Annotated in this window: 26 protein-coding genes; 17 read left to right on the top strand and 9 right to left on the bottom strand. The window is 62.0% G+C overall.

What is annotated here, in order from left to right:
- Positions 1 to 44: 44 nt before the first annotated feature.
- Positions 45 to 941: a LysR substrate-binding domain-containing protein gene (locus PSAKL28_RS20020; protein WP_038613758.1), complete on the top strand. Its 897-nt coding sequence runs from the start codon at positions 45 to 47 to the stop codon at positions 939 to 941.
- 1 nt (position 942) lies between these two features.
- On the opposite strand, the gene PSAKL28_RS20015 is transcribed toward PSAKL28_RS20020, so the two are convergent.
- Positions 943 to 2,343: an L-histidine transporter HutT gene (locus PSAKL28_RS20015; protein ID WP_038613755.1), complete on the bottom strand. Its 1,401-nt coding sequence runs from the start codon at positions 2,341 to 2,343 to the stop codon at positions 943 to 945.
- 204 nt (positions 2,344 to 2,547) lie between these two features.
- Between PSAKL28_RS20015 and PSAKL28_RS20010 the strand changes: the two genes are divergently transcribed.
- Complete coding sequence (locus PSAKL28_RS20010) at positions 2,548 to 3,351, top strand: phytanoyl-CoA dioxygenase family protein (protein WP_038613753.1); 804 nt, start codon at positions 2,548 to 2,550, stop codon at positions 3,349 to 3,351.
- A gap of 120 nt (positions 3,352 to 3,471) precedes the next feature.
- Here the strand turns inward: PSAKL28_RS20010 and PSAKL28_RS20005 are convergent, their stop codons facing one another.
- Entirely contained in the window at positions 3,472 to 3,699 is a 228-nt protein-coding gene (locus PSAKL28_RS20005) for an HP1242/YdcH family protein (RefSeq protein WP_038613750.1), read from the bottom strand.
- Positions 3,700 to 3,816: 117 nt separating this feature from the next.
- Between PSAKL28_RS20005 and PSAKL28_RS20000 the strand changes: the two genes are divergently transcribed.
- The 5 genes from PSAKL28_RS20000 (at position 3,817) to PSAKL28_RS19980 (ending at position 8,568) form a co-directional block, all read left to right on the top strand.
- Complete coding sequence (locus PSAKL28_RS20000; protein WP_038613748.1) at positions 3,817 to 4,182, top strand: 5-carboxymethyl-2-hydroxymuconate Delta-isomerase; 366 nt, start codon at positions 3,817 to 3,819, stop codon at positions 4,180 to 4,182.
- A gap of 163 nt (positions 4,183 to 4,345) precedes the next feature.
- Positions 4,346 to 6,031: a phosphoethanolamine transferase gene (locus PSAKL28_RS19995; protein WP_051939488.1), complete on the top strand. Its 1,686-nt coding sequence runs from the start codon at positions 4,346 to 4,348 to the stop codon at positions 6,029 to 6,031.
- A gap of 102 nt (positions 6,032 to 6,133) precedes the next feature.
- On the top strand, positions 6,134 to 7,267 hold the full coding sequence (gene rnd, locus PSAKL28_RS19990; RefSeq protein ID WP_038613746.1) for a ribonuclease D: 1,134 nt from the start codon (positions 6,134 to 6,136) through the stop codon (positions 7,265 to 7,267).
- Positions 7,264 to 7,557 (top strand): YcgL domain-containing protein, encoded by a 294-nt coding sequence (locus tag PSAKL28_RS19985; protein WP_038613744.1) that lies wholly within the window; start codon positions 7,264 to 7,266, stop codon positions 7,555 to 7,557. The genes rnd and PSAKL28_RS19985 overlap by 4 nt, the downstream gene beginning before the upstream one ends.
- A gap of 78 nt (positions 7,558 to 7,635) precedes the next feature.
- Positions 7,636 to 8,568, top strand: a complete 933-nt coding sequence (locus PSAKL28_RS19980) for a D-2-hydroxyacid dehydrogenase (protein WP_038613742.1) — start codon at positions 7,636 to 7,638, stop codon at positions 8,566 to 8,568.
- An 80-nt stretch (positions 8,569 to 8,648) separates the two neighbouring features.
- Here the strand turns inward: PSAKL28_RS19980 and PSAKL28_RS19975 are convergent, their stop codons facing one another.
- Positions 8,649 to 9,242 (bottom strand): nitroreductase family protein, encoded by a 594-nt coding sequence (locus tag PSAKL28_RS19975; RefSeq protein WP_038613740.1) that lies wholly within the window; start codon positions 9,240 to 9,242, stop codon positions 8,649 to 8,651.
- Between the two features lie 157 nt (positions 9,243 to 9,399).
- On the opposite strand from PSAKL28_RS19975, the gene PSAKL28_RS19970 reads away from it, so the two are divergent.
- Positions 9,400 to 9,849 (top strand): YcgN family cysteine cluster protein, encoded by a 450-nt coding sequence (locus PSAKL28_RS19970; RefSeq protein WP_038613738.1) that lies wholly within the window; start codon positions 9,400 to 9,402, stop codon positions 9,847 to 9,849.
- A gap of 49 nt (positions 9,850 to 9,898) precedes the next feature.
- Positions 9,899 to 11,131, top strand: coding sequence for a hypothetical protein (locus PSAKL28_RS19965; protein WP_038613736.1), 1,233 nt, complete (start codon positions 9,899 to 9,901; stop codon positions 11,129 to 11,131).
- 6 nt (positions 11,132 to 11,137) lie between these two features.
- Here PSAKL28_RS19965 and PSAKL28_RS19960 read toward each other — a convergent pair whose 3' ends face one another.
- Together PSAKL28_RS19960 and PSAKL28_RS19955 are read right to left on the bottom strand one after the other, a co-directional pair.
- Entirely contained in the window at positions 11,138 to 11,608 is a 471-nt protein-coding gene (locus PSAKL28_RS19960) for an RNA methyltransferase (protein WP_038613734.1), read from the bottom strand.
- A gap of 72 nt (positions 11,609 to 11,680) precedes the next feature.
- Complete coding sequence (locus PSAKL28_RS19955) at positions 11,681 to 12,052, bottom strand: YajD family HNH nuclease (protein ID WP_038613732.1); 372 nt, start codon at positions 12,050 to 12,052, stop codon at positions 11,681 to 11,683.
- A 125-nt stretch (positions 12,053 to 12,177) separates the two neighbouring features.
- Here PSAKL28_RS19955 and PSAKL28_RS19950 point away from each other — a divergent pair, with 125 nt between their 5' ends.
- Complete coding sequence (locus PSAKL28_RS19950) at positions 12,178 to 12,453, top strand: hypothetical protein (RefSeq protein ID WP_038613729.1); 276 nt, start codon at positions 12,178 to 12,180, stop codon at positions 12,451 to 12,453.
- On the opposite strand, the gene PSAKL28_RS19945 is transcribed toward PSAKL28_RS19950, so the two are convergent.
- Together PSAKL28_RS19945 and PSAKL28_RS19940 are read right to left on the bottom strand one after the other, a co-directional pair.
- On the bottom strand, positions 12,450 to 12,920 hold the full coding sequence (locus PSAKL28_RS19945) for a cyclic nucleotide-binding domain-containing protein (protein ID WP_038613727.1): 471 nt from the start codon (positions 12,918 to 12,920) through the stop codon (positions 12,450 to 12,452). The two genes, PSAKL28_RS19950 and PSAKL28_RS19945, sit on opposite strands and share 4 nt — an antisense overlap.
- A gap of 114 nt (positions 12,921 to 13,034) precedes the next feature.
- Positions 13,035 to 15,086: a S9 family peptidase gene (locus tag PSAKL28_RS19940; RefSeq protein WP_038613725.1), complete on the bottom strand. Its 2,052-nt coding sequence runs from the start codon at positions 15,084 to 15,086 to the stop codon at positions 13,035 to 13,037.
- Positions 15,087 to 15,170: 84 nt separating this feature from the next.
- Between PSAKL28_RS19940 and PSAKL28_RS19935 the strand changes: the two genes are divergently transcribed.
- From PSAKL28_RS19935 to PSAKL28_RS19925, 3 genes are read left to right on the top strand one after another with little or no spacing between them, the layout of a single operon-like run.
- Complete coding sequence (locus PSAKL28_RS19935) at positions 15,171 to 15,659, top strand: hypothetical protein (protein ID WP_038613723.1); 489 nt, start codon at positions 15,171 to 15,173, stop codon at positions 15,657 to 15,659.
- A 23-nt stretch (positions 15,660 to 15,682) separates the two neighbouring features.
- The gene (locus PSAKL28_RS19930) at positions 15,683 to 16,456 is read left to right on the top strand and encodes a class II glutamine amidotransferase (RefSeq protein ID WP_038613720.1); all 774 of its coding nucleotides are present in this window, start codon (positions 15,683 to 15,685) and stop codon (positions 16,454 to 16,456) included.
- A 10-nt stretch (positions 16,457 to 16,466) separates the two neighbouring features.
- Positions 16,467 to 16,988 (top strand): DUF2937 family protein, encoded by a 522-nt coding sequence (locus PSAKL28_RS19925; protein ID WP_038613718.1) that lies wholly within the window; start codon positions 16,467 to 16,469, stop codon positions 16,986 to 16,988.
- On the opposite strand, the gene PSAKL28_RS19920 is transcribed toward PSAKL28_RS19925, so the two are convergent.
- A complete protein-coding gene (locus tag PSAKL28_RS19920; protein ID WP_038613716.1) occupies positions 16,985 to 17,896 on the bottom strand; it encodes a LysR family transcriptional regulator in 912 nt (303 codons plus the stop codon). The genes PSAKL28_RS19925 and PSAKL28_RS19920 overlap by 4 nt on opposite strands.
- A 143-nt stretch (positions 17,897 to 18,039) precedes the next feature.
- Here PSAKL28_RS19920 and PSAKL28_RS19915 point away from each other — a divergent pair, with 143 nt between their 5' ends.
- From PSAKL28_RS19915 to PSAKL28_RS19900, 4 genes are read left to right on the top strand one after another with little or no spacing between them, the layout of a single operon-like run.
- Entirely contained in the window at positions 18,040 to 19,326 is a 1,287-nt protein-coding gene (locus tag PSAKL28_RS19915) for an MFS transporter (protein WP_038613713.1), read from the top strand.
- A 25-nt stretch (positions 19,327 to 19,351) separates the two neighbouring features.
- The gene (locus tag PSAKL28_RS19910) at positions 19,352 to 20,104 is read left to right on the top strand and encodes a 5-oxoprolinase subunit PxpA (RefSeq protein WP_038613711.1); all 753 of its coding nucleotides are present in this window, start codon (positions 19,352 to 19,354) and stop codon (positions 20,102 to 20,104) included.
- Positions 20,101 to 20,805, top strand: a complete 705-nt coding sequence (pxpB, locus tag PSAKL28_RS19905; RefSeq protein WP_038613709.1) for a 5-oxoprolinase subunit PxpB — start codon at positions 20,101 to 20,103, stop codon at positions 20,803 to 20,805. Before PSAKL28_RS19910 ends, pxpB begins: the two co-directional genes overlap by 4 nt.
- The gene (locus PSAKL28_RS19900; protein WP_038613708.1) at positions 20,802 to 21,722 is read left to right on the top strand and encodes a 5-oxoprolinase subunit C family protein; all 921 of its coding nucleotides are present in this window, start codon (positions 20,802 to 20,804) and stop codon (positions 21,720 to 21,722) included. The genes pxpB and PSAKL28_RS19900 overlap by 4 nt, the downstream gene beginning before the upstream one ends.
- Before the next feature lie 69 nt (positions 21,723 to 21,791).
- Here the strand turns inward: PSAKL28_RS19900 and PSAKL28_RS19895 are convergent, their stop codons facing one another.
- Positions 21,792 to 22,970 carry a vWA domain-containing protein gene (locus PSAKL28_RS19895; protein ID WP_038613706.1) on the bottom strand — a complete coding sequence of 393 codons (1,179 nt, stop codon included), beginning with the start codon at positions 22,968 to 22,970 and terminating at the stop codon, positions 21,792 to 21,794.
- Between the last annotated feature and the right edge of the window lie 17 nt (positions 22,971 to 22,987).

The following is a 22,987-nucleotide window of genomic DNA, read 5'->3' as shown; positions in this document are numbered from 1 at the left end:
TGCCATAATGCCCCGACTGTCCAACCATCTGTCAGGGCCTTGCGATGATCGGCTTCACCTTGCGTCAGCTGGAATACTTTGTTGCCGCCGCCGAGCAGGGCAGTGTCAGCGCCGCCGCCCGGGCCAAGCATATCTCCCAGCCATCGGTGTCGTTGGCGTTGTCACAGCTGGAGGCGAGCCTGGGTGAAAAGCTCTTTCACCGTCAGGTCAGCCGTGGCCTGGAGCTGACGCCGGCAGGCCGCACGCTGCTGGAGCAGGCGCGGCAGATGCTCAACCTGGCGACGGCGATCAGTGGCCGAGGCGAAGAGCAGACGACTGTGCGCGGCGCCTTGAGCCTGATCTGTTTCCAGGACCTGGGCCCTTACTACGCACCGCGTTTGTTGAGCGGCTTTCGCCTGCGCCATCCCGAGGTCACCATCACCCTGTTCGAAGCCGACCTGGCCGAGGTCAATCGCCGCCTCAGCGATGGCAAGGCCGAACTGGCGCTGACTTATGATGTCGGGCTGGATTCGCCGATCGAGAAGCGCGTGCTGGCGCAATTGGCGCCCTATGCCCTGTTGCCTGCCGATCATCCCTTGGCCCAGCAGGAAAAGGTCTCACTGGTCGATCTGGCCGCCGAGTGCCTGATCCTCGAAGACATCGCCAGGACCCGGGAATACTTCCTGTCGTTGTTCTGGGCCCATGATCTGCAACCGGCGGCGACGCAATTGACCCAGACCTTCGAGATGCAGCGCGGGCTGGTTGCCCACGGTTACGGGGTGGCATTGTCCTGTACGCGGCCGGTGGGCGACTGCAGCTATGACGGCAAACCACTGGCCTGTCGGCCGCTGCTCGAAAGCGTGAGCCCACAGCCAGTGGTGTTGGCCCAGTCCAGTGCCATGCGTCCGTCAGCGGCAGCGCAGGCGTTCCTGGACTGGGCAAGCCAGCAATTTCCCGCCTGACTCAGCTCGCCGGATCGGCCACTGCCACCAGCGGTTTAGCCTTGCGTGCCACGCACAGCCAGTAGCCCAGCGACAGCAGGACCAGCCAGCCGATGCCGACATACAAGGCCATGCGGGTGTCCGGGAACCAGGCTAGCACACCGAAGATGAACAGCATGAACAGCGCCGCGCAGGCCGGGCCGACCGGCCAGAGAGGCACCGGGAAGTGCAGTTTGGCCACTTCTTCAGCGCTCATCCCGCGACGCATGACCATCTGCGACAGCAGGATCATCAACCATACCCAGACAATCGAGAAGGTCACCACGGCGGCGAGGATCAAGAACAGGTTTTCGGGTGCCAGGTAATTGAGCAGCACCCCGAACAGCAGCGCCACCGCCATCACTACCACGGTCATCCATGGCACCCCGAAGCGCGACAGACGGGAGAAACTGGCCGGCGCCTGACCGTTCTGGGCCATGCCGTACATCATCCGCCCAGCGCTGAAAATATCGCTGTTGATCGCTGACACTGCCGCCGAGATCACCACAATGTTCAACAAGGTTGCCGCCGAGCCGATGCCCAGGCCGCTGAATATCTGCACGAAGGGGCTGCCTTCGCTGCCGATCCGCGTCCATGGGTAGATCGACATCAGCACGAACAGGGTGAATACGTAGAACAGCAGGATGCGCAGTGGTACCGAGTTGATCGCCTTGGGGATGACCCGCTGCGGGTCGCGGGCCTCACCGGCGGTAATGCCGATCATCTCGACGCCGCCGAAGGCAAACATCACCACGGTGAACGAGGCGATCATGCCGCCCACGCCATTGGGGAAGAACCCCCCGTGGCTCCACAGGTTGCTGACACTAGCCAGTTGCTCTCCGGAACCGCCCAGCTGGATGCCGAACATCAGCACCGCAGCGCCGGCCAGGATCATCGACACAATCGCGGTGACCTTCAGCAGCGACAGCCAGAACTCCAGCTCGCCGAACACCTTGACGCTGCACAGGTTCAGGGCGCCGATAAAGAACACGATGCCCAACACCCAGATCCAGCGCGGCGTTTCCGGGAACCAGAAGCTCATGTACACGCCGAAGGCAGTCACGTCCGCCAGGCACACCACCAGCATCGAGAAGGCATAGCTCCAGCCGGTCAAAAAGCCCGGAAAGCGCCCCAGGTACTGGCTCGCATACTGGCCGAACGAACCCGACACCGGGTTGCGCACCGCCATTTCTCCCAGGGCACGCATCATCATGTAAATGGCCGCGCCGCCAATCAGGTAGGCCAACAGTACCGAGGGGCCGGCGAGCTTGATCGCCGAGGCGGAGCCATAGAACAGCCCGGTGCCAATGGCAGAGCCGAGCGCCATGAAACGAATATGGCGGGTGCTCAGACCCCGCCGCAGGACGGTGTTGTTATCGTTCATCCCAGGTAACTCCTCATTGTTCTTATTGTTCAATCGCAAGGCGTTGAAGGAGACAGGCAGGGCTATTAACCGGTCAATTGCCGGGGCTGACAATAAGCACGGTCATACAGAATGCTGATAGTGGTGAATAGGCAAAGTGTCGTTTACCGGTGGCTGTCGGCGGTCCAATACTTTTGCCCATTACAACAAGAGAGGACTGCCCCGATGAATGCCAATACCGAACAGTTCCAACGTGACGGAGCCATCGTCTTACGCGGCGTGTTTCGCGACTGGATCGAGCGCTTGCGTGAAGGTTTCGAGCAGAACCTGGCCAATCCCAGCGCCTTTGCCATCGAAAACGTTGGCAGTGGTGAAGGCGGGCGGTTCTTCGAGGACTACTGCAACTGGCAGCGCATACCGGCATTCAAGGACTTCGTGCTGAACTCACCGGCGGCGGCGATTGCCGGTGATCTGATGCAATCACGTGAAGTGCAGGTGTTCCATGAACATATCCTGGTCAAGGAGCCTGGCACTTCCAAGCCGACGCCCTGGCACCAGGACTTGCCTTACTACTGTGTCGACGGCCTGCAGACGGCCAGCTACTGGATTCCACTGGATCCGGTGACTCGCCATAACACGTTGAGCGTGGTCCTGGGGTCGCATCGCTGGCCCAAGCCGGTGCGCCCGAAAAGCTGGGCCAGCAACAAGGATTTCTACGGTGCAACCGATGCCGGCTCCGGTGAAAGTGTGTTCATGGACATGCCCGACGTCGAGAACGGTGAATATGAGATTCTCTCGCCCGAACTCGAACCTGGGGATGCGGTGGTCTTTGATTTCCGTACCGTGCATGGCGCTGCCGGCAACACCGGCAGCAATCGTCGCCGGGCATTCTCAACCCGCTTTATGGGCGATGATGTGCGTTACATCCAGCGGCCGGGCCGTACCTCACCGCCATTTCCGGGGATCGACCTGAACACCGGCGACCGGATGCGCGAGGACTGGTTTCCGGTGGTCTGGGCCCGCGGCTGACGCCTGAGAACTATCTTCGGTGGGAGCGGGCTTGCCCCGCGACAGCGTTGTTTCAGGACAATCGCATCGCGGGGCAAGCCCGCTCCCACCGGGTGGGGCACTTGCTATTGTGCGGGGGCGTTACGCTTTCACGTGGGCGACGATTTCGTCCTTGATTTTCAGACGTTCCTTGCGCAGTCGGGTGACAGTGTCATCCGCGCTGCTGCTGTTCTCGGCTTCGAGCACTTCGGCGTCTTTGCGGTTGTATTCCTCGTGCAACTGGCTCAGCCGCGGGTCGGTTTTTTTCTTCTCGATGAATTGCTCTTTGGTCAGACCGAGATCTGCGAGTAGATCGTGCTTTACCGGCATTTCTTCACCTCTCCGGGGGTTTGGGGTGGAAGTCATGAACTATGAGGATAGCCGGATTTGTCGGGTTCCGTGGTTGAGGTAGTCTGTTGCAACATTTCTGAGCTCAGGGCCCCTGCAATGCCTCATCTCCACGTTGAATACAGCGAAAACCTGCCTGAACTGGACGTCGATCGCCTGCTGCTGCGTCTTAACCATGCGCTGGTTTGCAGCGGCCAGTTCGCCGATGAACTGGACATCAAGAGCCGTGCCGTGGCCCTGGCCAGTTTCCGGGTGGGCACTGCCCAGCAGGAGCGCGCTTTCGCCCATATCAAGCTGGCGATTCTCAGCGGCCGATCGCCAGAGGTGAAGCGGCAATTGTCGGCAAGCCTGCTGGAGGTGCTCAAAGAAGAGGTTCCGGGCACGCCAGGCGTGGACATCCAGCTGTGCGTCGAAGTACTTGATATAGACCGTGACGCTTATTCCAAAATGCACTTGCCCGCCTAGGGGCATAATTAATGTGAAAAAAATGTAATGATTAAATTGACGTCAAGCCACTAAACCTTGGCGTCTTTTTCACAAAAAATTGATCCTGTTGTAATTAACGTTCGCCGGGTCCAAAGGCAGTGCCGCAACGGCACCCTTACCGATCAACAGCCAAGCGAGCATCATGTTCAAGATCAAACCCCTGCGGGCCGAATGGGTCACCCTGCTTGCCAGCCTGTACCTGCTGGTCGCCTTCAACTCGGTACTCTGGCAGCATTTGTCGAGCGTTGTAGAACCTGGCGTGTCGGGTGTTTTCCTGCGGCTGGCGTTTGCCGTGCTGATCTTCTGCGCGTTCAACCTGGTGTTGACCTTTGTTGCTTTTCGCGGGGTGTTGAAACCGGTACTGGTTGTACTGTTTGTGATGGGCGCTGGCGCGGCTTACTTCATGAATCAATACGGTGTGTTGATTGATGTTGGCATGTTGCGCAATACCGCTGAAACCAACGCCACGGAAGTGCGTGACTTGTTGTCCGTGAAACTTGGGCTTTATATCGTGCTGCTGGGGCTTGTGCCTTCACTGCTGCTTTATAAAACACCGATCAACTATCGGGTCTGGTATCGCGAACTGTTTGGCAAGTTGCTCGTCGGTGTCGCTTGTGTCGCCTTGCTAGGCGTGGTGGCGTTGCTCAATTACCAGGGGTTGGCTTCACTGTTTCGCAACCATCATGAAATTCGCCTGATGCTGGTGCCCAGCAACGTCGTGGGTGCCTCTTTCGGTTATGTCGGTGAACAGCTCGGCACGGCGGCCAAGCCGTTTGCCAAGATCGGTGAAGACGCCCAGCGCGATCCGGCCTGGCAGCAACATGCGCGCAAGTCGCTGACGGTGCTGGTGGTGGGAGAGAGCGCCCGGGCGCAGAACTTCGGGCTGTTGGGCTACAGCCGTGACACCACACCGCAACTGAGCAAGGAAGCAGGGCTGATTGCTTTCAGTGATGTGCATTCCTGTGGAACCGAGACGGCGGTATCGGTGCCTTGCATGTTCTCAGGCTTCACCCGCAAGGATTACCAGGCCAGTAAAGCAAAGAACCAGGAAGGCTTGCTGGATGTCCTTCAGCACGCCGGTCTGAGTGTTCGCTGGCGTGACAATCAGTCAGGCTGCAAGGGCACCTGCGACCGGGTCCAGTTTGAAGATGTCAGTAATGCCAAGGATCCGACCCTGTGCACCAACAGCGAGTGCCATGACGAGATTCTCCTGCAAGGCCTGGCGTCAATGATCGACAACCTGCAGCAAGATACCGTACTGGTGTTGCATCAGATGGGCAGCCATGGCCCGGAGTACTTCAAACGCTATCCGATGCAGTTCGAGCGTTTCACGCCTGTGTGCCCCAGCAACGCGTTGAACCAGTGCAGCGAACAAAGCATCATCAATGCTTATGACAACACCCTGCTTTACACCGACCATGTACTGGCATCGCTGATCGACATCCTGCGCAGCAAGCAGGACAAGGTCGACACGGCCATGCTCTATCTCTCCGACCATGGCGAATCGTTGGGTGAGTACAACCTGTTTCTGCACGGCACGCCCTACATGCTGGCGCCGGAGCAACAGAAACACGTGCCGATGCTGGCCTGGTTCTCCGACAGCTATCGCCAGGACTTTGCCGTCGATACCGATTGTCTGAACAAGGTACGCAACGAGCCGCTGAGTCAGGACAACCTGTTCCACTCCATGCTCGGCCTGTTGAAGGTACGTACCGCCCTCTATGATCAGCAACTGGACATGTTTGCCGGTTGCCGACCGACGCTGCGGGAGCGGGCTTCTGTGGGAGCGGCGGTGCGACGACTCGACTTGCCCCGCGATGCAATCTGACTGAATAACCGCAACCGCGGGGCAAGCCCGCTCCCACAGAGCGGTTTCCCGGCAGTGGCCTGCGGCGTATATACTGCGCGCCATTGTTTGTGGGAGAGCCTTGTGGCCATCGAAATACACTGGATTTGCGACGACAGCAGTCTGGCTGAACACTGCCAGCAGTGGCGCCAGCTGCCCTTCGTGGCCGTCGACACCGAGTTCATGCGGGTTGATACCTTTTATCCGATTGCCGGGTTGATCCAGGTTGGCGACGGCGCGCGTGCTTACCTGATCGATCCTTTGCGGATCGGCAACTGGCAGCCGCTGGCCGAACTGCTGGAAGACACCCGGGTAATCAAGGTTCTGCACGCCTGCAGCGAAGATCTTGAAGTGCTGTCGCGTCTGACCGGCAGCCTGCCGGCGCCGCTGTTCGACACCCAGTTGGCCGCCGGCTACCTGAACCTCGGTTTCTCCATGGGCTATTCGCGTCTGGTCCAGGAGGTCCTCGGCATCGAGCTGCCCAAGGGCGAAACCCGTTCCGACTGGCTGCAACGCCCGCTGTCGGAAACCCAGGTCAGTTACGCCGCCGAAGACGCGGTACACCTGGCCGAGCTCTACGAGCGCCTGCGCCCGCAACTGTCCGACGAAAAAAATGCCTGGGTGCTGGAAGATGGTGCCGAGCTGGTCGCTCAGTTGCGCCGCGAAACCGACCCCAACGAGCTGTACCGCGACGCCAAGCTGGCCTGGAAACTGTCCCGCGCGCAATTGGCGGTGCTGCGTGAACTGTGCGCCTGGCGCGAGCGTGAAGCCCGCGCCCGCGACCTGCCGCGCAACCGTATCCTGCGCGAAAATGCCCTGTGGCCGATGGCCAAAACCCAGCCGGACTCGCTGTCGGCGCTGGCGAAAATCGAGGACATGCACCCGCGCACCATTCGTCAGGACGGTGAGTTCCTGCTCGACCTGATCAAGCGGGCGGCCAGCGTGCCGCCGTCGGAGTGGCCACCGGCTGTCCCCGAGCCGCTGCCGATCGAAGCCTCGGCGTTGCTCAAGCAACTGCGCGCCATCGGCCAGGCCGAGGCCGAGCGCCTGAACATCGCCCCGGAGCTGATGTTGCGCAAGAAAATCCTCGAGTTGCTGCTCAAGAGCGGCTACCCCGCCGGACCTTATCAACTTCCCGATGCGTTGCGCGGCTGGCGCCGTGAGCGCATGGGGCAAGCGCTGCTTGACTGTCTGGCCAGCGCTGGAGAACCGCAATGAAACGCATCTGTTCGATCTACAAGAGCCCACGCAAGAACGAAATGTACCTTTACGTGCTCAAGGCCGACGGCCTGGAGCGCGTGCCCGAAGCCCTGCTGCCGGCCTTTGGCAAGCCGGTGCATGCCTTCGACCTGGTCCTGACCCCGGAGCGCCAACTGGCCCGCGAGGACATCACCAAGGTCCTGGAAAACCTTGAGCAGCAGGGCTACCACCTGCAGATGCCGCCGCTTGAAGATGAGTATATCGAGCACCTGCCCGAAGAACTGTTGCGTCGTAACGACCCGGTCTGAGCCCGACCTGCCTGCTGTGATACCGCCAGGGCCCAAGGCCTGGCGGCCTTCGTTGTTTCTGCCAAGGTTGTAAAAAACATGCGTGTTTTGATCGCTGAACAGGATCATGCCCTCTACGCCCGCCTGCTGCGCGAGGCCGCTCCGGACCTTGAAGTCCTGACCAGTGGCGATTCTGCCGAACTGGCCGATCAGGCTGCTCAATGCCCTGTGTGGCTGGGGCAACCGGACTTGCTGGCGACCCTGCTACGCCAGGGCCACCAGCCGCAATGGCTGCAGTCGACCTGGGCCGGGATCACTCCGCTGCTGGCCGACGGTTTGCAGCGCGACTATCGCCTGACCCGGGCGGTCGGTATCTTCGGCCAGGTCATGGCCGAGTACGTCCTGACCTACATGCTCGGTCACGAGCGGGAGGTGATGGCGCGTCTGGTCAGCCAGGTCGAACGCAAGTGGGACGACCGGCCTGGACGCAGCCTGGAAGGGCGCCGGGTGCTGATTGTCGGTACCGGTGATATTGGCCAGCGCGTTGCCGAGTTTCTCCTGCCCTTCGGCGTCAAACTCTACGGCATCGCCAGCCAGGCCCGTGAGCAGGCGCCTTTTATCGAAGTGGCGGCGATGAGTGAGCTGGGGCGTCTGGTGGGGGAGGTCGATTATGTCGTCAACCTGTTGCCGGACACTCCGGCGACCCATGACCTGTACGATGCCGCGCTGTTTGCCCGCTTCAACCCCGAGGCGTTGTTCATCAATGCCGGGCGCGGCGTAGCGGTGGTTGACGGCGATCTGGTCGACGCCTTGAAGCTGGGCCATCTGGCCGGGGCAGTGATTGATGTCTGCCGCCAGGAACCGCTGCCGGCCCGTCACCCGTTCTGGACTGCCTGGGGCCTGCTGCTGACCGGGCACAGCTCGGCACCGACCTCGCCAACGGCGATGGTGCGCTTGTTTGTCGAGAATCTGCGGGCGTATCAGGCCGGTGAAGCGTTGCGTGGGGAAGTGGATTTTCAGCGCGGGTATTGAGTAAGAGCATCGCGGGGCAAGCCCGCTCCCACAGAGGTTATCACCAACCCTGTGGGAGCGGGCTTGCCCCGCGATCAATCTTACAAGGTGAAATCACCTTCAGCTGCCAGCTCGCTCAGCGGACGACGCGGGCTAGGAACTTCACGGGCTTGCAGGGCTTCAGCCAGGCTGGCCTTGTCGCCCAGTTTGCCGATCGCCACCGCGGCGTGCAGGGCATAGCCTTCGGGAATCTTCAGTTCCTTGCGGGTCAGTTCCTGGTCGAAACCGGCCATGCCATGGGTGTGCCAGCCGCTGAGGCTGGCCTGCAGGGCCAGGTGGCCCCAGGCGGAACCGGTGTCGAAGGTGTGCCACAAGGCCGGGGTTTCTTCGCTGGCGCCTGGCGCTGCGAAGGTGGTCTTGGACATCACGATCACCAGCGCCGAGGCGTGTTGTGCCCAGCTGCGGTTGAACTCATTGAGCAGGCCCAGGTAACGCTCCCAGTTCGGCGTGTCGCGGCGCGCATAGAGGAACCGCCAAGGTTGCGAGTTGTAGGCCGAAGGAGCCCAGCGGGCGGCTTCGAGGAAGCTCAGCAGGGTGGCTTCGCTGATCGGTTCGGCAGTGAAGGCGCGTGGCGACCAGCGCTTGATGAACTGGTCGTCGATGGCATGTTCGGCAACGCGAGGATTAGCACTCATGGCGAGTTCCTGAACGAATGGAAAAGGTGGGGAGCAACCGCCGGTCAAACTACTGTGTCGTACCAGCCCTGACAAGCGGTCTGGCAATGGCGCAAGACTCGCCCTAGACTGGCGCCGCCGCATTGCGGCGCCTCTTTTGAAACAGGACACCCGTTACATGATTGCCAGCGCCGATTCCTTCTGGAAGCGTAAAACCCTCGAACAGCTCGACCGCCAGGAATGGGAGTCGCTGTGTGACGGCTGTGGCTTGTGCTGCCTGCAAAAACTCGAAGACGAAGACGACAACAGCGTTTATTACACGCGTATCGCCTGCAAACTGCTGGATCTCAACAGCTGCCAGTGCAGCGACTACCCGAACCGCCTCAAGCTGGTGCCCGACTGCATCCAGCTGACGCCGGGCAAGGCCGACCAGTTCAAATGGCTGCCGACCACCTGCGGCTATCGTCTGATCAGCGAAGGCAAGGACCTGCCGAGCTGGCACCATCTGGTCTGTGGTGATCGTCAGCAGGTGCATAAACAGCGTATTTCCCAGTCCGGCCGTATGCTGAGCGAGAACAGCGTGGACGAGGATGACTGGGAAGATTATCTGATTTTCCGCGCTGGCTGAGCCGTCGAGGCTTGCCGGGTATCGCGTCAGGGGAACAAGGAGTTTCTGTATGCGTGTGCGTTGCCATTGGCTGTTGGCCCTGGCCCTGGCCCTGGGCCTGTTGGCCAGTTCGCCGGCCTGGGCGAAGAAGGTCAATCTGGATTATCACGTCCGTTTTATCCCGCAAAGTGAACAGGCCGAGGTCCGCGTTACCCTGGCCGAAGGTGCGGCCGTACGTAGCCTGGACTTCGATCTGGGCAAGGCGGGCGCCTACAGCGACTTCAAGGCCGACGGCCAGTGGCAACTGCAAGGCGACGGCCTGCGCGGACGCTGGCAGCCAGCACCGGGCAAGAGCCAGCTGACCTACCGCGTGCGCCTGGCCCAGCGCCAGGGCAATGGTAGCTTTGAAACCCGGGTGACACCTGACTGGGCGCTGTTTCGCGGTGACGATCTGGTGCCCCCGGCGCGCCTCGACCAGCAGGATGGCACCGAGTTGGTGGCACGCCTGAGTTTCGAGTTGCCCAGTGGCTGGAAGAGCGTTGAAACGCCCTGGCCACGTATCGGCAAACAGCGTTTTCGCATCGACAACGTCTCGCGTTTGTTCGACCGTCCCACCGGCTGGATGATCGCCGGTACAATCGGCACCCGGCGTGCGCGTCTGGGCGAAACCGAAGTCAGCGTTGCCGCGCCTCAGGGCCAGGGTATGCGCCGGCTGGATAACCTGACCCTGTTGACCTTCGTCTGGCCACAACTGCAGGCGGTGTTCCCGCGCAATCCGCCGAAACTGCTGCTGGTCGGCGCCCGCGATCAGCTCTGGCGCGGCACGCGGGCCGGGCACAATTCGATTTACCTGCACAGTAGCCGGCCGCTGGTCAGCGAAAATGGCTCAAGCCCCTTGCTGCGCGAGCTGGTGCATGTGTTTGCGCAGATCAATGACCGCCAGGCCAGCGACTGGATTGCCGAAAGCATCAACGAGTATTACGCCACCGAGCTGCTGCGCCGTGCGGGCGGGATCACCGAGGAGCGTTACCAGGCCCTGCAGGCCGGCCTTGAGCAGCGCGGCGCCAAGGTCAGCAGCCTGCGCGGCGAGCAGGCCGACAGCGCCGTGACTGCGCGCGGTGTCCTGCTGTTGCAGGCGCTGGACCGGGAAATCCGCCTGCACACCCACAACCAGCGCTCGCTGGACGATGTCACGCGCGCGTTGATGCGCCTGAACAGTGTCAGCACTCAAGAGTTCATCCAGCTCAGTGAAAGCGTGCTGGGCCGCGAATCCGAAGTGCTGGCGAGCAAGCTGCTGCGCTAGTCCGGGTTATTTGAACTTCGGCCCGGAGCGGGTATTGAGGCCTTTGGCCAGGCGGTCGTAAAGCACCACGTTGACGGTGGCGGCGAGGTTCATGCAGCCCTGGGTCGGGATGTAGATGGTTTCTTCGCACCAGGCCCGGACGCTCGGGTCGAGGGAGCCGTCTTCGGGGCCAAAGATGTAGATGGCGCGGTCCGGGTGGGTGTACTCGGGCAGCGGGCGGGCGCCGTCGACCAGTTCCACCGCCACCGGGGTGCAGCCCAGAGGGATGATCTTCTGCAGATCGTCGATGCCGATCAGCGGGATGTCGTAGTGCACGCGCTTGGTGTCGGTGACGAAGTCGCGTGCGCGCTCGTACCGTTTGCCGGTGTAGAACACCGAGTTGACGCCGTAGCAACCCGCCGCGCGCATCACTGAACCGACGTTCTCCGCTGACTTGGGGTTGAACAGACCAATGCAGCTGTACCGTTTGTTCGCCACGTGCCGGGGCCCTTCGCAAAAAAGAACGCGATTATACGGGCTTGCCGGCTACCGTGGGTCAGGGGATTGCGATCAGTCTTTTTTCAGCAGACCGGCAAGCCCGGCGAACGGGTTGTGGGTAGCCTTGGCGATGCTCGGACTGCTGGTGGAGCCTTCGCTGAAGTACTGCTGGTCGGTGTAGCGGGAATGCTCGTTGTCGTGACAGTACAGGCACAGCAGCTCCCAGTTGGAACCGTCCTGGGGGTTGTTGTCGTGGTTGTGGTCGCGGTGGTGCACGGTCAGCTCGCTCAGGCGCTTGCCGGAGAACTCCCGGGCGCAACGACCGCAGACGTGCGGGTACATTTTCAGGGCCTTGTCGCGATAGCCCATCTCCTTGTCGCGCTTGGCGTCGGCAAGGATGCGGTCGAGCCGTGCGGTGGCGGCGGCAGAGGATGAGGAACTCATGGGATTACCTTTTCTCGGGCTTGTTACGGTTATACCTGAAGTTTAGCGTGCTGGCGGTCCGTTCGGACAGGCAAACCGCTACGCTTGGGAGTAGGCTGTCAGAAGGTGTTTGAAGGAGCCTGCGCATGCGCTGCCTGACCATTGCCGCGTTGTTCTTCGCCAGCCTGCAAACGGTGCAGGCCGCCGACCTGCAGCCACGGCCCATTGCCCCGGTGCCGGGCGCACCGGGGACGGCGACCCCGACCCCTTATCCGCAGATCACCCCCAGCAGCATACCGCGGGCCGGTGATGCGCGACCGGGTTCGCCACTGCTGCCGTCGATCAAAGTGCCCGTGCCACCCAGGGATCAGCCCTTGCCCGGGCTGACGCCTGATGACAGCAAGGACAAGAAAGCCGACTAGACCTGTGACAGGCGCTGGCCGTCCTGCATGCGCAAGCGGCGCGAAAGTGCTACGGCCAGGGCGCGGATGATCTTGGCGGCAATTTTCGGCGCATCGTTGATCATCTTTTCCAGCGAGTCCTTGCCCAGGCTCAGCAGCTGACAGTCACTGGCCGCCACGCAACTGGCCGAGCGCCGCTCACCGTCGAGTACGGCCATTTCACCGAAGGCCCGGCCCTTGCGCAGGGTGGCGATTTCCACCTGGCGCTGCTCGCTGTCGGTTTTGCGTACCGAGACCACGCCGTGATGGATGATGCACATGAACGTACCGGCATCGCCCTCGGCGAAGATTTCCTCGCCGGTGCCGAGGGTGCTGATGCTGAAGTAACCGGCAGCGTGCTGGAAGTCGCCGGGTTGCAGCTGGTCGAACAGGCCGCAGTCCATGAGCATGTCGCGGATTTCATTGTTCAGGTGGGTTGGTTCAGGCATTTGCAGTCGTTTCTTGTTGATTTGTGTTGTTTGTTTATCGCGGGGCAAGCCCGCTCCCACCGGCGGTGGGAGCGGGCTTGCCCCGCGAAATGATCAGACAACAAAATTTCCGATTTACACCAAACCCAGCACTTTAAAGACAAAAGCGTATTCCAGCGCCACATCCCGCAGCCCTTGATAGCGCCCGCTCATGCCACCGTGCCCGGCATCCATCTCGGTCTTGAGCAGCAGCAGATTGTCGTCGGTCTTGGTCACCCGCAGCCTGGCCACCCACTTGGCCGCTTCCCAGTACTGCACGCGGCTGTCGTTGTAGCCGGCCACCACCAGCAGGGCCGGATAAGCCTGGGCTTTGACGTTCTCGTAAGGCGCATACGCCTTGATTCGCTCATACACCTCAGGCTCTTGCGGGTTGCCCCACTCGTCATATTCGGTGATGGTCAACGGCAGGTCCGGGTCGAGCATGGTGTTGAGCACATCGACGAACGGCACTTCGGCAATCGCCGCCTTGAACAGCTCGGGGCGCTGGTTGAGCACCGCGCCGATCAGCAGGCCGCCAGCACTGCCGCCACTGATCGCCAGTTGCTCGGCAGAGGTCACACCCTGGGCTATCAGGTGCTCGGCACAGGCGATGAAATCGCTGAAGGTGTTGTGTTTGTGTTCCTGTTTGCCCGCCCGGTACCAGGCTTCGCCCAGTTCGCCGCCGCCACGCACGTGGGCAATGGCGAAGGCTACGCCGCGATCGAGCAGGCTCAGGCGGGCATGCGAGAACCACGGGTCGAGGCTTTCGCCATAAGCGCCATAGCCATACAGGTACAGCGGCACCGGCTTGCCCAGGTCGCTGCGGCGCTGGACCAGGCTGATCGGCACCTGGGTACCGTCACTGGCCGTGGCCCAGAGACGCTGGCTGACATAGGCGTCGGGGTCGAAGGGGCCGAGCACCGGGGTTTCCTTGAGGACTTGCTGGGCGCCGTCGGCCAGTTCCAGCTGGCGCACCTGGGCCGGACGGTTCAGGGCCTGGTAGCGCAGACGGATGCGCGGGCTGGCAAATTCCAGGCTGTCCTGCACATAGAGGCTGTAGGCCGCATCCGGCAATTCGACCCGGTAAGGCGCAAGGCCTTGCGGGCGTACTTCGATGATCGGCAGGCCGCCTTCACGCAGGCTCAGGCTCAGGGCACTGGCGTTCAGGCTCAGGCCTTCGAGCATCACCGTGTCACGGTGGGGCACCAGCAGTTGCCACTGTTTGCGGGTCGGTACCTGCTCACTGGCGGCCTGGTACAAGGCGAAGTTGATGCCATCCTGGTTGCTGCGGATGAACCAGCGCCACTGGCCGTCGAGCTGGCCGTGGTCGGGGAAGTATTCATGGCCTTCGACGCGTGGCGCCAGGCAGGTGAAGTCGCCGTCAGGCTGTTCGGCGTCGAGCACCCAGGCTTCACTGGTGGTCTTGCTGTTGAGCAGCAGGATCAGTTGGCGTTCGGAGCTGGACCGGTAGCAATGCAGGAAGAAGCGCCCGTCGGTTTCTTCGAAAATCGCCTGACAACCTTCACGTCCGAGGCGATGGCGCAGCAGTTTGTGCGGGCGATGGGTGTCGTCCAGTTCGGCGAAGAACAGCGTCTGGTTGTCGTTGGCCCAGGTCATGCTGCCGTCGCAATTGTCGAACGGCAGTTGCTCGATGGCGCCGCTGGTCAGGTCCTTGACGTACAGGGTATAGATTTCATCGCCGCTGGTATCGAGGCTGTAAGCCAGGCGCTGATGGTCAGGGCTGATGTTGAAGGCACCGAGGGACAGGAAGCCGCCGTTGGCCAGCGGGTTGGGGTCCAGCAGCAGTTCTTCCCGGCTTTCGTCGACGGTATTGGAGTCGTCAGTCGGGCGCGGGCAGCGGTAATGGCGTGGATATTCCTCACCTGCCGAGGTGCGGCTGTAGTAGAGGTAAGGGCCCCAGGGCGAGGGCACCGACAGATCGGTCTCTTGAATCCGGCCCTTGATCTCCTCGAACAGCTGTTCGCGCAATTGCGCCTGGTCGGCCAGTTGCGCCGCCTGGTAGGCATTCTCGTCGTTCAGGTAAGCAATGACTTCAGGGCTGTCACGCTCCTGCAGCCAGGCATAGGGATCAGCGCCTTCGGCCTTGCGGGCAATCGGGGCGCGGGGAGCGGTGGCGTCTGCGGACATGCGGGGATCTCTTGGCTGGGGGGCGCCTGCGCGCTGAAATGTGTTTATCATAAGCGTCTATTTGCTTAGCTTGCCACGGACACCATGACCGAGAACGACTATCTGCTCGCCTGGGGCCTTTACGCCCTGGCCGCCCTGGGGTGCCTGGCGGTGGGCTTTCGCCTGACCCGCTGGATGTGGCGCTGGTTGCGCGAACCGCTGCGGGTGCTGATGGCAGTCTTGCTGCTGACCCCGACCATCATCGATCCGGTCAAGGACAAGTTCGCCCCAGCCATTGCCATTACTGCCCTCGACCTGCTGTTCAAGGTCGGCAACAACGCCTTGCGTGCCGCCGCCGACCTGGCCATGTACGGCATGATCGCCTTCGTGCTCTACGGGCTGTTCGTGGTGCTGCGCTGGCCGCTGGAAAAACGCGCCAAGGCCCGTCGCGAGCAGGCCGAAGCGGCCGCCAAACGTGATGCCGAAGAAGCGTTGGTCGACGAGTCGTTTGCCGCCAACAGCAGTGATCGCTACCGCAACCCGCCTGAAGCACCACTGGGCGGCAATCGTTCGCGGGTTGAGCCGCGCTTGTAGGGTGTGCCCGGGAGCAGTCAAGCATGTGTGAACTACTGGGCATGAGTGCCAATGTGCCGACCGACATCGTTTTCAGCTTCACCGGGCTGATGCAGCGCGGTGGGCGCACGGGCCCGCACCGCGATGGCTGGGGTATCGGTTTCTACGAAGGCCGTGGCCTGCGCCTGTTCCAGGACCCGGCGGCGAGCTGCGAGTCGGAAGTGGCCAACCTGGTGCAGCGGTATCCGATCAAGAGCGAGGTGGTGATCGGCCACATTCGCCAGGCCAATGTCGGCAAGGTCTGCCTGTCCAACACCCATCCGTTTGTCCGCGAGCTGTGGGGGCGCAACTGGTGTTTCGCCCATAACGGGCAACTCGGCGAGTTCCAGGGCCAGGCCAGCTTCTATCGGCCGATTGGTGATACCGACAGCGAAGCGGCTTTTTGCGACCTGCTCAATCGGGTACGCGAGGCGTTCCCGGAGCCGGTGCCGGTTGAAGTGCTGCTGCCGGTGCTGGTCGAGGCCTGCGCCGAGTACCGTAGCAAGGGCGTGTTCAACTGCCTGCTCAGCGACGGCAACTGGTTGTTCTGTTTCTGCTCGACCAAGCTTGTGCATATCACCCGCCGGGCACCGTTCGGGCCGGCGCGCCTCAAGGACGTCGACATGATCGTCGACTTCCAGGCCGAAACCACCCCCAATGACGTGGTCACGGTTATTGCCACCGAGGCGCTGACCGAGAACGAAACCTGGCAGCGCTACGAGCCCGGCCAGTGGGGCCTGTGGCGCCGTGGTGAATGTATCGCCCAGGGACAACGCTAAGGGATAGCCCATGTTCAGAAGTTATCTGCGGTTGCTGCTGTTCACCTTCGGGTTGCTGGTAGGGGTGCAGGTACCTGGCCTGATCAATGACTACAGCCAGCGGGTCGAGGCGCACCTGCTGGAATCTCGCGAAGGGCTCAAGGGCTTCGAGGCCACCGCCAGGCGCTTCTTCAATGGCGATCTGCAGGCGCTGGTGCGTCACTACCGCAGCAGCGACGATCCGGTGTTCAACAGCGATGCCAACAGCATCGACAGCCTGCTGATCCGCAATCGCCAGTTCGAGCGCGAGTGGCAGATCCTCCAGGGCCCCTGGCTGGAGCGGACCTGGCATGTGCTGGTGCGCGCCGACAGCCAGCTGCGCGAAGAAACCCTCAACGGCTACAGCTACCAGATTCTCTTGGCCCCCGAGGCGCTGGCCTGGGGCCTGAGCTGTGCGTTGCTGCTGGCGCTGCTGGTGGAAAGCCTGTTGTTGCTGATCGGTTGGGTAGTGCTTGGCGGGCGGCGCAAACCGGTGGCGGAGAGCTGGCGCTAGACCAGCTTGATCCGCTCGGGCCCGGCATTGGCGGCGTAGCGTTCCAGCACATTGCGACACAGCGCCACCACCTCATCGACCAGCTCGACCCCGGTCTGCCAGGCCACCACCAGCTCCAGGCTCGGTGGCTGCTGCACCAGCGGCAGCAGGACTAGTTCACCCCTGGCCAGCTCTTCGCTGACCAGCGCAGGCGGCAGGGCGCCGATGCCGAAGCCGTCACGCAGCAAGCGGGTGATCGCCGCCACCGAGTTCACACAGTTCAGGCGCGGTGCGCTGACGCCTTCGGCCTGCAGCAGGCTGAGCACTTCCTGGTGCGGCCGGGAGTTTTTCGAAAAGGTCACGATGCGCTCACGGGCCAGCTCGGCGAGCGAGGTATAGTCGCGGTTGTAGATCGACTGGCTGGCGACAATCCAGCCCATCGGGTAGCGCGCCAGGTCCAGGCTGCGGATCGATTCCTGGCGTAGCAGGTCGGTTTGCAGGATCACATCGAGAAAGCCTTTTTGCAGCTGTTCGCGCAAATTGAGCGCAGTATCGGCGACCAGTTCGATTTCTACCTGTGGATAGCGCTCCATCAGTTCCGAGACCAGCGGGCTCATCCAGGTATGGATCACCGTGTCCATCACCCCCAGGCGTATCCGCCCAACCTTGGTCCGGTCGCTGTCCAGCGACTGCTTGAGCGCCTTGGCGGTGTCGAGCATCTGCTCGGCGTACTCGAGCACCTTGCTGCCCTCGGGCGTCAGACTGACCCCGCGTGAATCGCGCAGCAGCAGCTTGACCCCGAGGTCGGCCTCAAGCGCGGCGATGCGGCTGGAGATCGACGCCTGGGTGGTGAAGAGCTTTTCTGCGGTCAGGCGAAAGCTCTTGAGCCGGGCCACCCAGACAAAGGTTTCGAGGAACTTGAGGTTCATGCTGCGCTCACTGATCAAATTTTTCTTATGCCAGACCGCTGGTTTTTCTCGTTGGACGATAACCCGAGGCCATCGAAAAATGTCGGTCACGGTTGCGACAAAGATCGCCGCCTTTAAAACAATACCAACAAGCTGAGGCAACCATGAACCCATCGGGCGTGCAGCACCAGGCCAAATCCAGTTCAGTGGCCGGTCCCTTCGACTGGTACCGCAACATCAACAAACAGGAACGACGGACTTTCTGGAGCTGCAAGATCGGCTACGGCCTGGATGGCATGGACACCCAGATGCTCAGCTTCGTCATCCCCACCCTGATCATGCTGTGGGGCATCACCACCGCCGAAGCCGGGTTGATCCACACCAGTACCCTGATTGCCTCGGCGCTGGGCGGCTGGATCGCCGGCATCCTCTCCGATCGTATTGGCCGGGTCCGCACCCTGCAACTGACGGTGCTGTGGTTCGCCTTTTTCACCTTCCTCTGCGGCTTCGCCCAGAACTATGAACAGCTGTTGATCGCCCGTACCCTGATGGGCTTCGGTTTCGGTGGCGAATGGACCGCCGGTGCGGTGCTGATCGGCGAGGTCATCCGTGCCAAGGATCGCGGCAAGGCGGTCGGCATGGTGCAGTCTGGCTGGGCCATTGGCTGGGGCCTGACGGCGATTCTCTATGCCGTGCTGTTCACCCTGCTGCCGCCTGAAGACGCCTGGCGCGCGCTGTTCCTGCTGGGAATCGTGCCTGCGGTATTCGTGATCTTCGTCCGCCGTCTGGTCAAGGACCCGGAAATCTACCGCCAGGCCAAGGCGGCGGAGAAAACCGAAGCACCGTCGCATTTCTATGAAATTTTTGCCCCCGGCATGCTCTTCACCACTATCCGTGCTTCGCTGCTGACCACCGGTGCGCTGGGCGGTTACTACGCAATCACCTCGTGGCTGCCGACCTTCCTCAAGAACGAGCGCGGCCTGAGCGTGCTCGGCACCGGTGGCTACCTGGCCATGGTGATTTTCGGCTCGTACATCGGCTATGTGATCAGCGCTTATCTCACTGACCTTTTGGGACGCAAAAAGAACTTCATCCTGTTCGCCGTGGGCTCGTTCATCATCGTCCTGCTGTATACCCAGATGCAGGTCAGCGATGGTGTGATGCTCTGGCTGGGCTTCCCGTTGGGCTTCTTCGCCTCGGGTATCTTCAGTGGCATGGGGGCTTTCCTCACCGAACTGTTTCCTACCCGCATCCGTGGCTCGGGGCAGGGCTTCTGCTACAACATCGGTCGTGCGCTGGCGGCGTTCTTCCCGCTGCTGATCGGTATGCTCAGCCAGAAAATACCGCTGGGCCTGGGTATCGGCGCATTTGCAGCGGTGTCCTACGGGGTGGTAATCCTGGCGGCGCTGAGCCTGCCGGAAACCCGTGGCAAAGAACTTGAAGCCCAATAACGCCGAGCCTGAAGGAGTGACAGACGTGAGCCGCCTGCTACTGAATTGCGATATGGGTGAGAGTTTCGGCAGCTGGACCATGGGCCTGGACGCCCAGGTCATGCCCTTTGTGGATTGCGCCAACATCGCCTGCGGTTTCCATGCCGGGGATCCGGGGATCATGCGCAAGACGGTGGCCCTGGCCATCGCCAGTAACGTGCGCATCGGTGCCCACCCCGCCTACCAGGACCTGGCCGGCTTCGGCCGCCGCTCCATGGCCTGCAGCGCCGAGGAAATCCGTGACCTGCTGCACTACCAGATCGGTGCGCTGGATGGCATCTGCCGTACCCAGGGCACGCGGGTTGCCTATGTAAAACCCCATGGCGCGCTGTACAACGACATGATGGCTGATCCGCTCAAACTGCGCGCCGTACTTGAAGCGCTGGCCAGCTATGACCGGCACTTGCCGCTGATGCTCATGGCCACGGCCGACAACAGTGCGGCTCAGGCCCTGGGTGACGAGTACGGCGTTACCCTGTGGTTCGAAGCCTTTGCTGACCGCGCCTACGATGCCGCCGGTCATCTGGTCTCGCGGCGTTTGCCGGGCGCGGTGCATCACGATCCGGCGCGGATCGTCGACCAGGCCCTGCGTCTGGCCCGTGGCGAGCCATTGATTGCCGTGGACGGTAGCGAGCTGCGCCTGCAGGCTCAGACCCTGTGCGTGCATGGCGACAACGAAAGCTCGGTGGCGGCGGTGCAACAGATTCGCCAGGCCCTTGATGCCCTGGTGGCGTCATGAGTTACCGCATTGAAACGGTGGCCATCGACTGCCTGATGGTGCGTCTGTTCGACGCCATTGATGAAGCCAATATGCCCTGGATGCTGGCGGCCAGTCAGCGCTTGCGCGCGGTGTTCGCCGGGCATTTGGTTGACCTGGTGCCGTCTTACACCACGCTGATGGTGCATTTCGACCTGCTGCAACTGTCGCCGGAGCAGGCCCGCACCTTGAGTCGCGAAGCGCTGGAAAACCTGCAGCCGGATAACGGCAGCGGCGGGCGCCAGCACGAGATTCCGGTGTGGTACGACCTGAGTGTCGGTCCGGAACTGAGCCTGCTGGCCGAGCGTTGCGCTACCTCGGTGGCCGATATCGTTCGCCGTCACAGTGAACGCGAGTATCAAGTGTTCGCCCTTGGCTTCGCCCCCGGTTTTGCCTTCATGGGCCTGGTTGAAGAGGCCCTGGCCGCGCCGCGTCTGGCCACCCCGCGCAAGCGCGTGGCGGCAGGCAGCGTCGGCATCGCCGAGCGCCAGACTGCGGCCTACCCGGCAGTCTCGCCGGGTGGCTGGAACCTGATCGGCCGTACCCCGAGCAAACTCTTTGACCGCGAACGTGACGGCTACAGCCTGTTGCAACCGGGCGACCGGGTACGCTTCGTCGCCGTGGATCGCGCCACCTTCATCAACCTGGGCGGCGACGATACCCCGCTGGAGGCCTTGGCATGAGCCGCTTGTCGATTGAGGCCAGCACGCCGCTGTGTCTGCTGCAGGATGCCGGACGTTTTGGCGTGCGCCATCTGGGCGTGACCCAGGGCGGGGCGCTGGACTGGGTCTCGATGCGCTGGGCCAACTGGCTACTGGGCAACCCTGCCGGGGCGGCGGTGGTGGAAGTGACCCTGGGAGGCTTCAGCCTGGTCGCCGAGCAGGATTGCTGTCTGGCGCTGACAGGCGCCGATCTGGATGCGCGGATTGACGGTGAGCCGCTCAAACCCTGGTCCAGCTTTACCCTGAACCGAGGCCAGCGTCTGCGCCTTAACCAACCCTTGCAGGGCGCTCGCGCCTATCTGGCCGCGCCTGGAGGTTTTGTTGCGCCGCAGGTGCTGGGCAGTTGTGCCAGTGTTGTGCGAGAGGAGCTGGGCGGGCTTGATGGACTGGGTTCAGCGCTGGCCAAGGGGCAACAGCTCGAATACCGCGGGACGGCTCCCGGGCTGAAAACAGTGCCTGAGGGATTGCGGCCAGACCTGACTGATAACAGCGCACTCGACCTGGTACTGGGCGCGCAGATCGGCGATTTCAGTGGTATCAGCCTGTTTGAGGCGTTCAACCGTGACTGGACCCTGGACAGCCGCGCCGACCGCATGGGCATGCGTTTGCTGGGCCCTGCCTTGCAGTATCAGGGCGCGCCGATGATTTCCGAGGGGATTCCGCTGGGGGCGGTGCAGGTGCCACCGGATGGGCAGCCGATCGTGCTGCTTAATGATCGCCAGACCATTGGCGGGTATCCACGCCTGGGGGCGTTGACGCCGTTGGCGTTGGCGCGGCTGGCGCAGCGGTTGCCGGGGAGTGTGGTCAGGTTCAGGCCAGTGGTGCAGGAAACGGCCTGGCGGGAGCATCGGGATTATTTGCAGCGGTTTGAAAGCTGATCGCGGGGCAAGCCCGCTCCCACAGGAATGATCTGAGCCCTGTGGGAGCGGGCTTGCCCCGCGATAGCTTCACTTGGACAAAAACCGCATCCCTTCTTCCAACCCGCGCAAGGTCAACGGATACATCCGGTCTTCGATCAACTCGCGCACGATGTTGGTCGAAGCGGTATACCCCCAGGTGTCCTTGGGGTAAGGGTTGATCCAGATAAGCTTCTTGTACTTCTCCATGAAGCGCTGCATCCACACGTAACCGGCTTCTTCGTTCCAGTGCTCGACGCTACCGCCCGGCTGGGTGATCTCGTAGGGCGCCATGGCCGCATCGCCAACGAACACCACTTTGTAGTCGGCCCCGTACTTGTGCAGCAGGTCCATGGTCGAGGTACGTTCAGAGGTGCGGCGCATGTTGTTCTTCCACACCGACTCATAAACGAAGTTGTGGAAGTAGTAGTACTCCAGGTGCTTGAACTCGGTCTTGCAGGCCGAGAACAGCTCTTCGCAGATCTTTACGTGAGCGTCCATCGAGCCGCCAATGTCGAACAGCAGCAGCAACTTGACGCTGTTGCGCCGCTCCGGGCGCATCTGGATGTTGAGCAGGCCGGCATCGCGGGCGGTGTGGTCGATGGTGCCGTCGATATCCAGCTCTTCGGCCGCACCCTGGCGCGCGAACTTGCGCAAGCGGCGCAGGGCCAGCTTGATATTGCGCGTGCCCAGTTCGACCTGGTCATCGAGGTTCTTGTACTCGCGCTGGTCCCAGACCTTGACCGCCTTGCCCTGGCGTTTACCGGCATCGCCGATGCGAATCCCTTCGGGGTTATAGCCCCCCGAACCGAACGGGCTGGTACCGCCGGTGCCGATCCACTTGTTGCCACCGGCATGGCGTTCCTTCTGTTCTTCCAGGCGTTTCTTGAACTCTTCGATCAGCTTGTCCAGACCACCCAGGGACTGGATCTGCGCGCGTTCCTCGTCGGTCAGCGAGCGCTCGAACTCCTTGCGCAGCCAGTCTTCGGGAATCAGCGCTTCGAGGTGCCGGTCGAGGTTTTCCAGGCCCTTGAAGTAGGCGGAAAAGGCCCGGTCGAACTTGTCGAAATGGCGTTCGTCCTTGACCAGGATCGCCCGCGCCAGGAAGTAGAACTCGTCCATGTCGGCAAAGGTCACCCGCTGCTTGAGGGCATTGAGCAAATCAAGCAGCTCACGCACCGATACGGGTACTTTGGCCGCGCGCATTTCATTGAACAGATTGAGCAGCATGGCAATTGCCCCCGGGC

The organism is Pseudomonas alkylphenolica (assembly GCF_000746525.1).
In the GTDB taxonomy this organism is placed as follows: Bacteria; Pseudomonadota; Gammaproteobacteria; order Pseudomonadales; family Pseudomonadaceae; genus Aquipseudomonas; species Aquipseudomonas alkylphenolica.
Note: the sequence above shows the minus strand (reverse complement) of the source record. Positions and strands in the feature narration are given on the sequence as shown.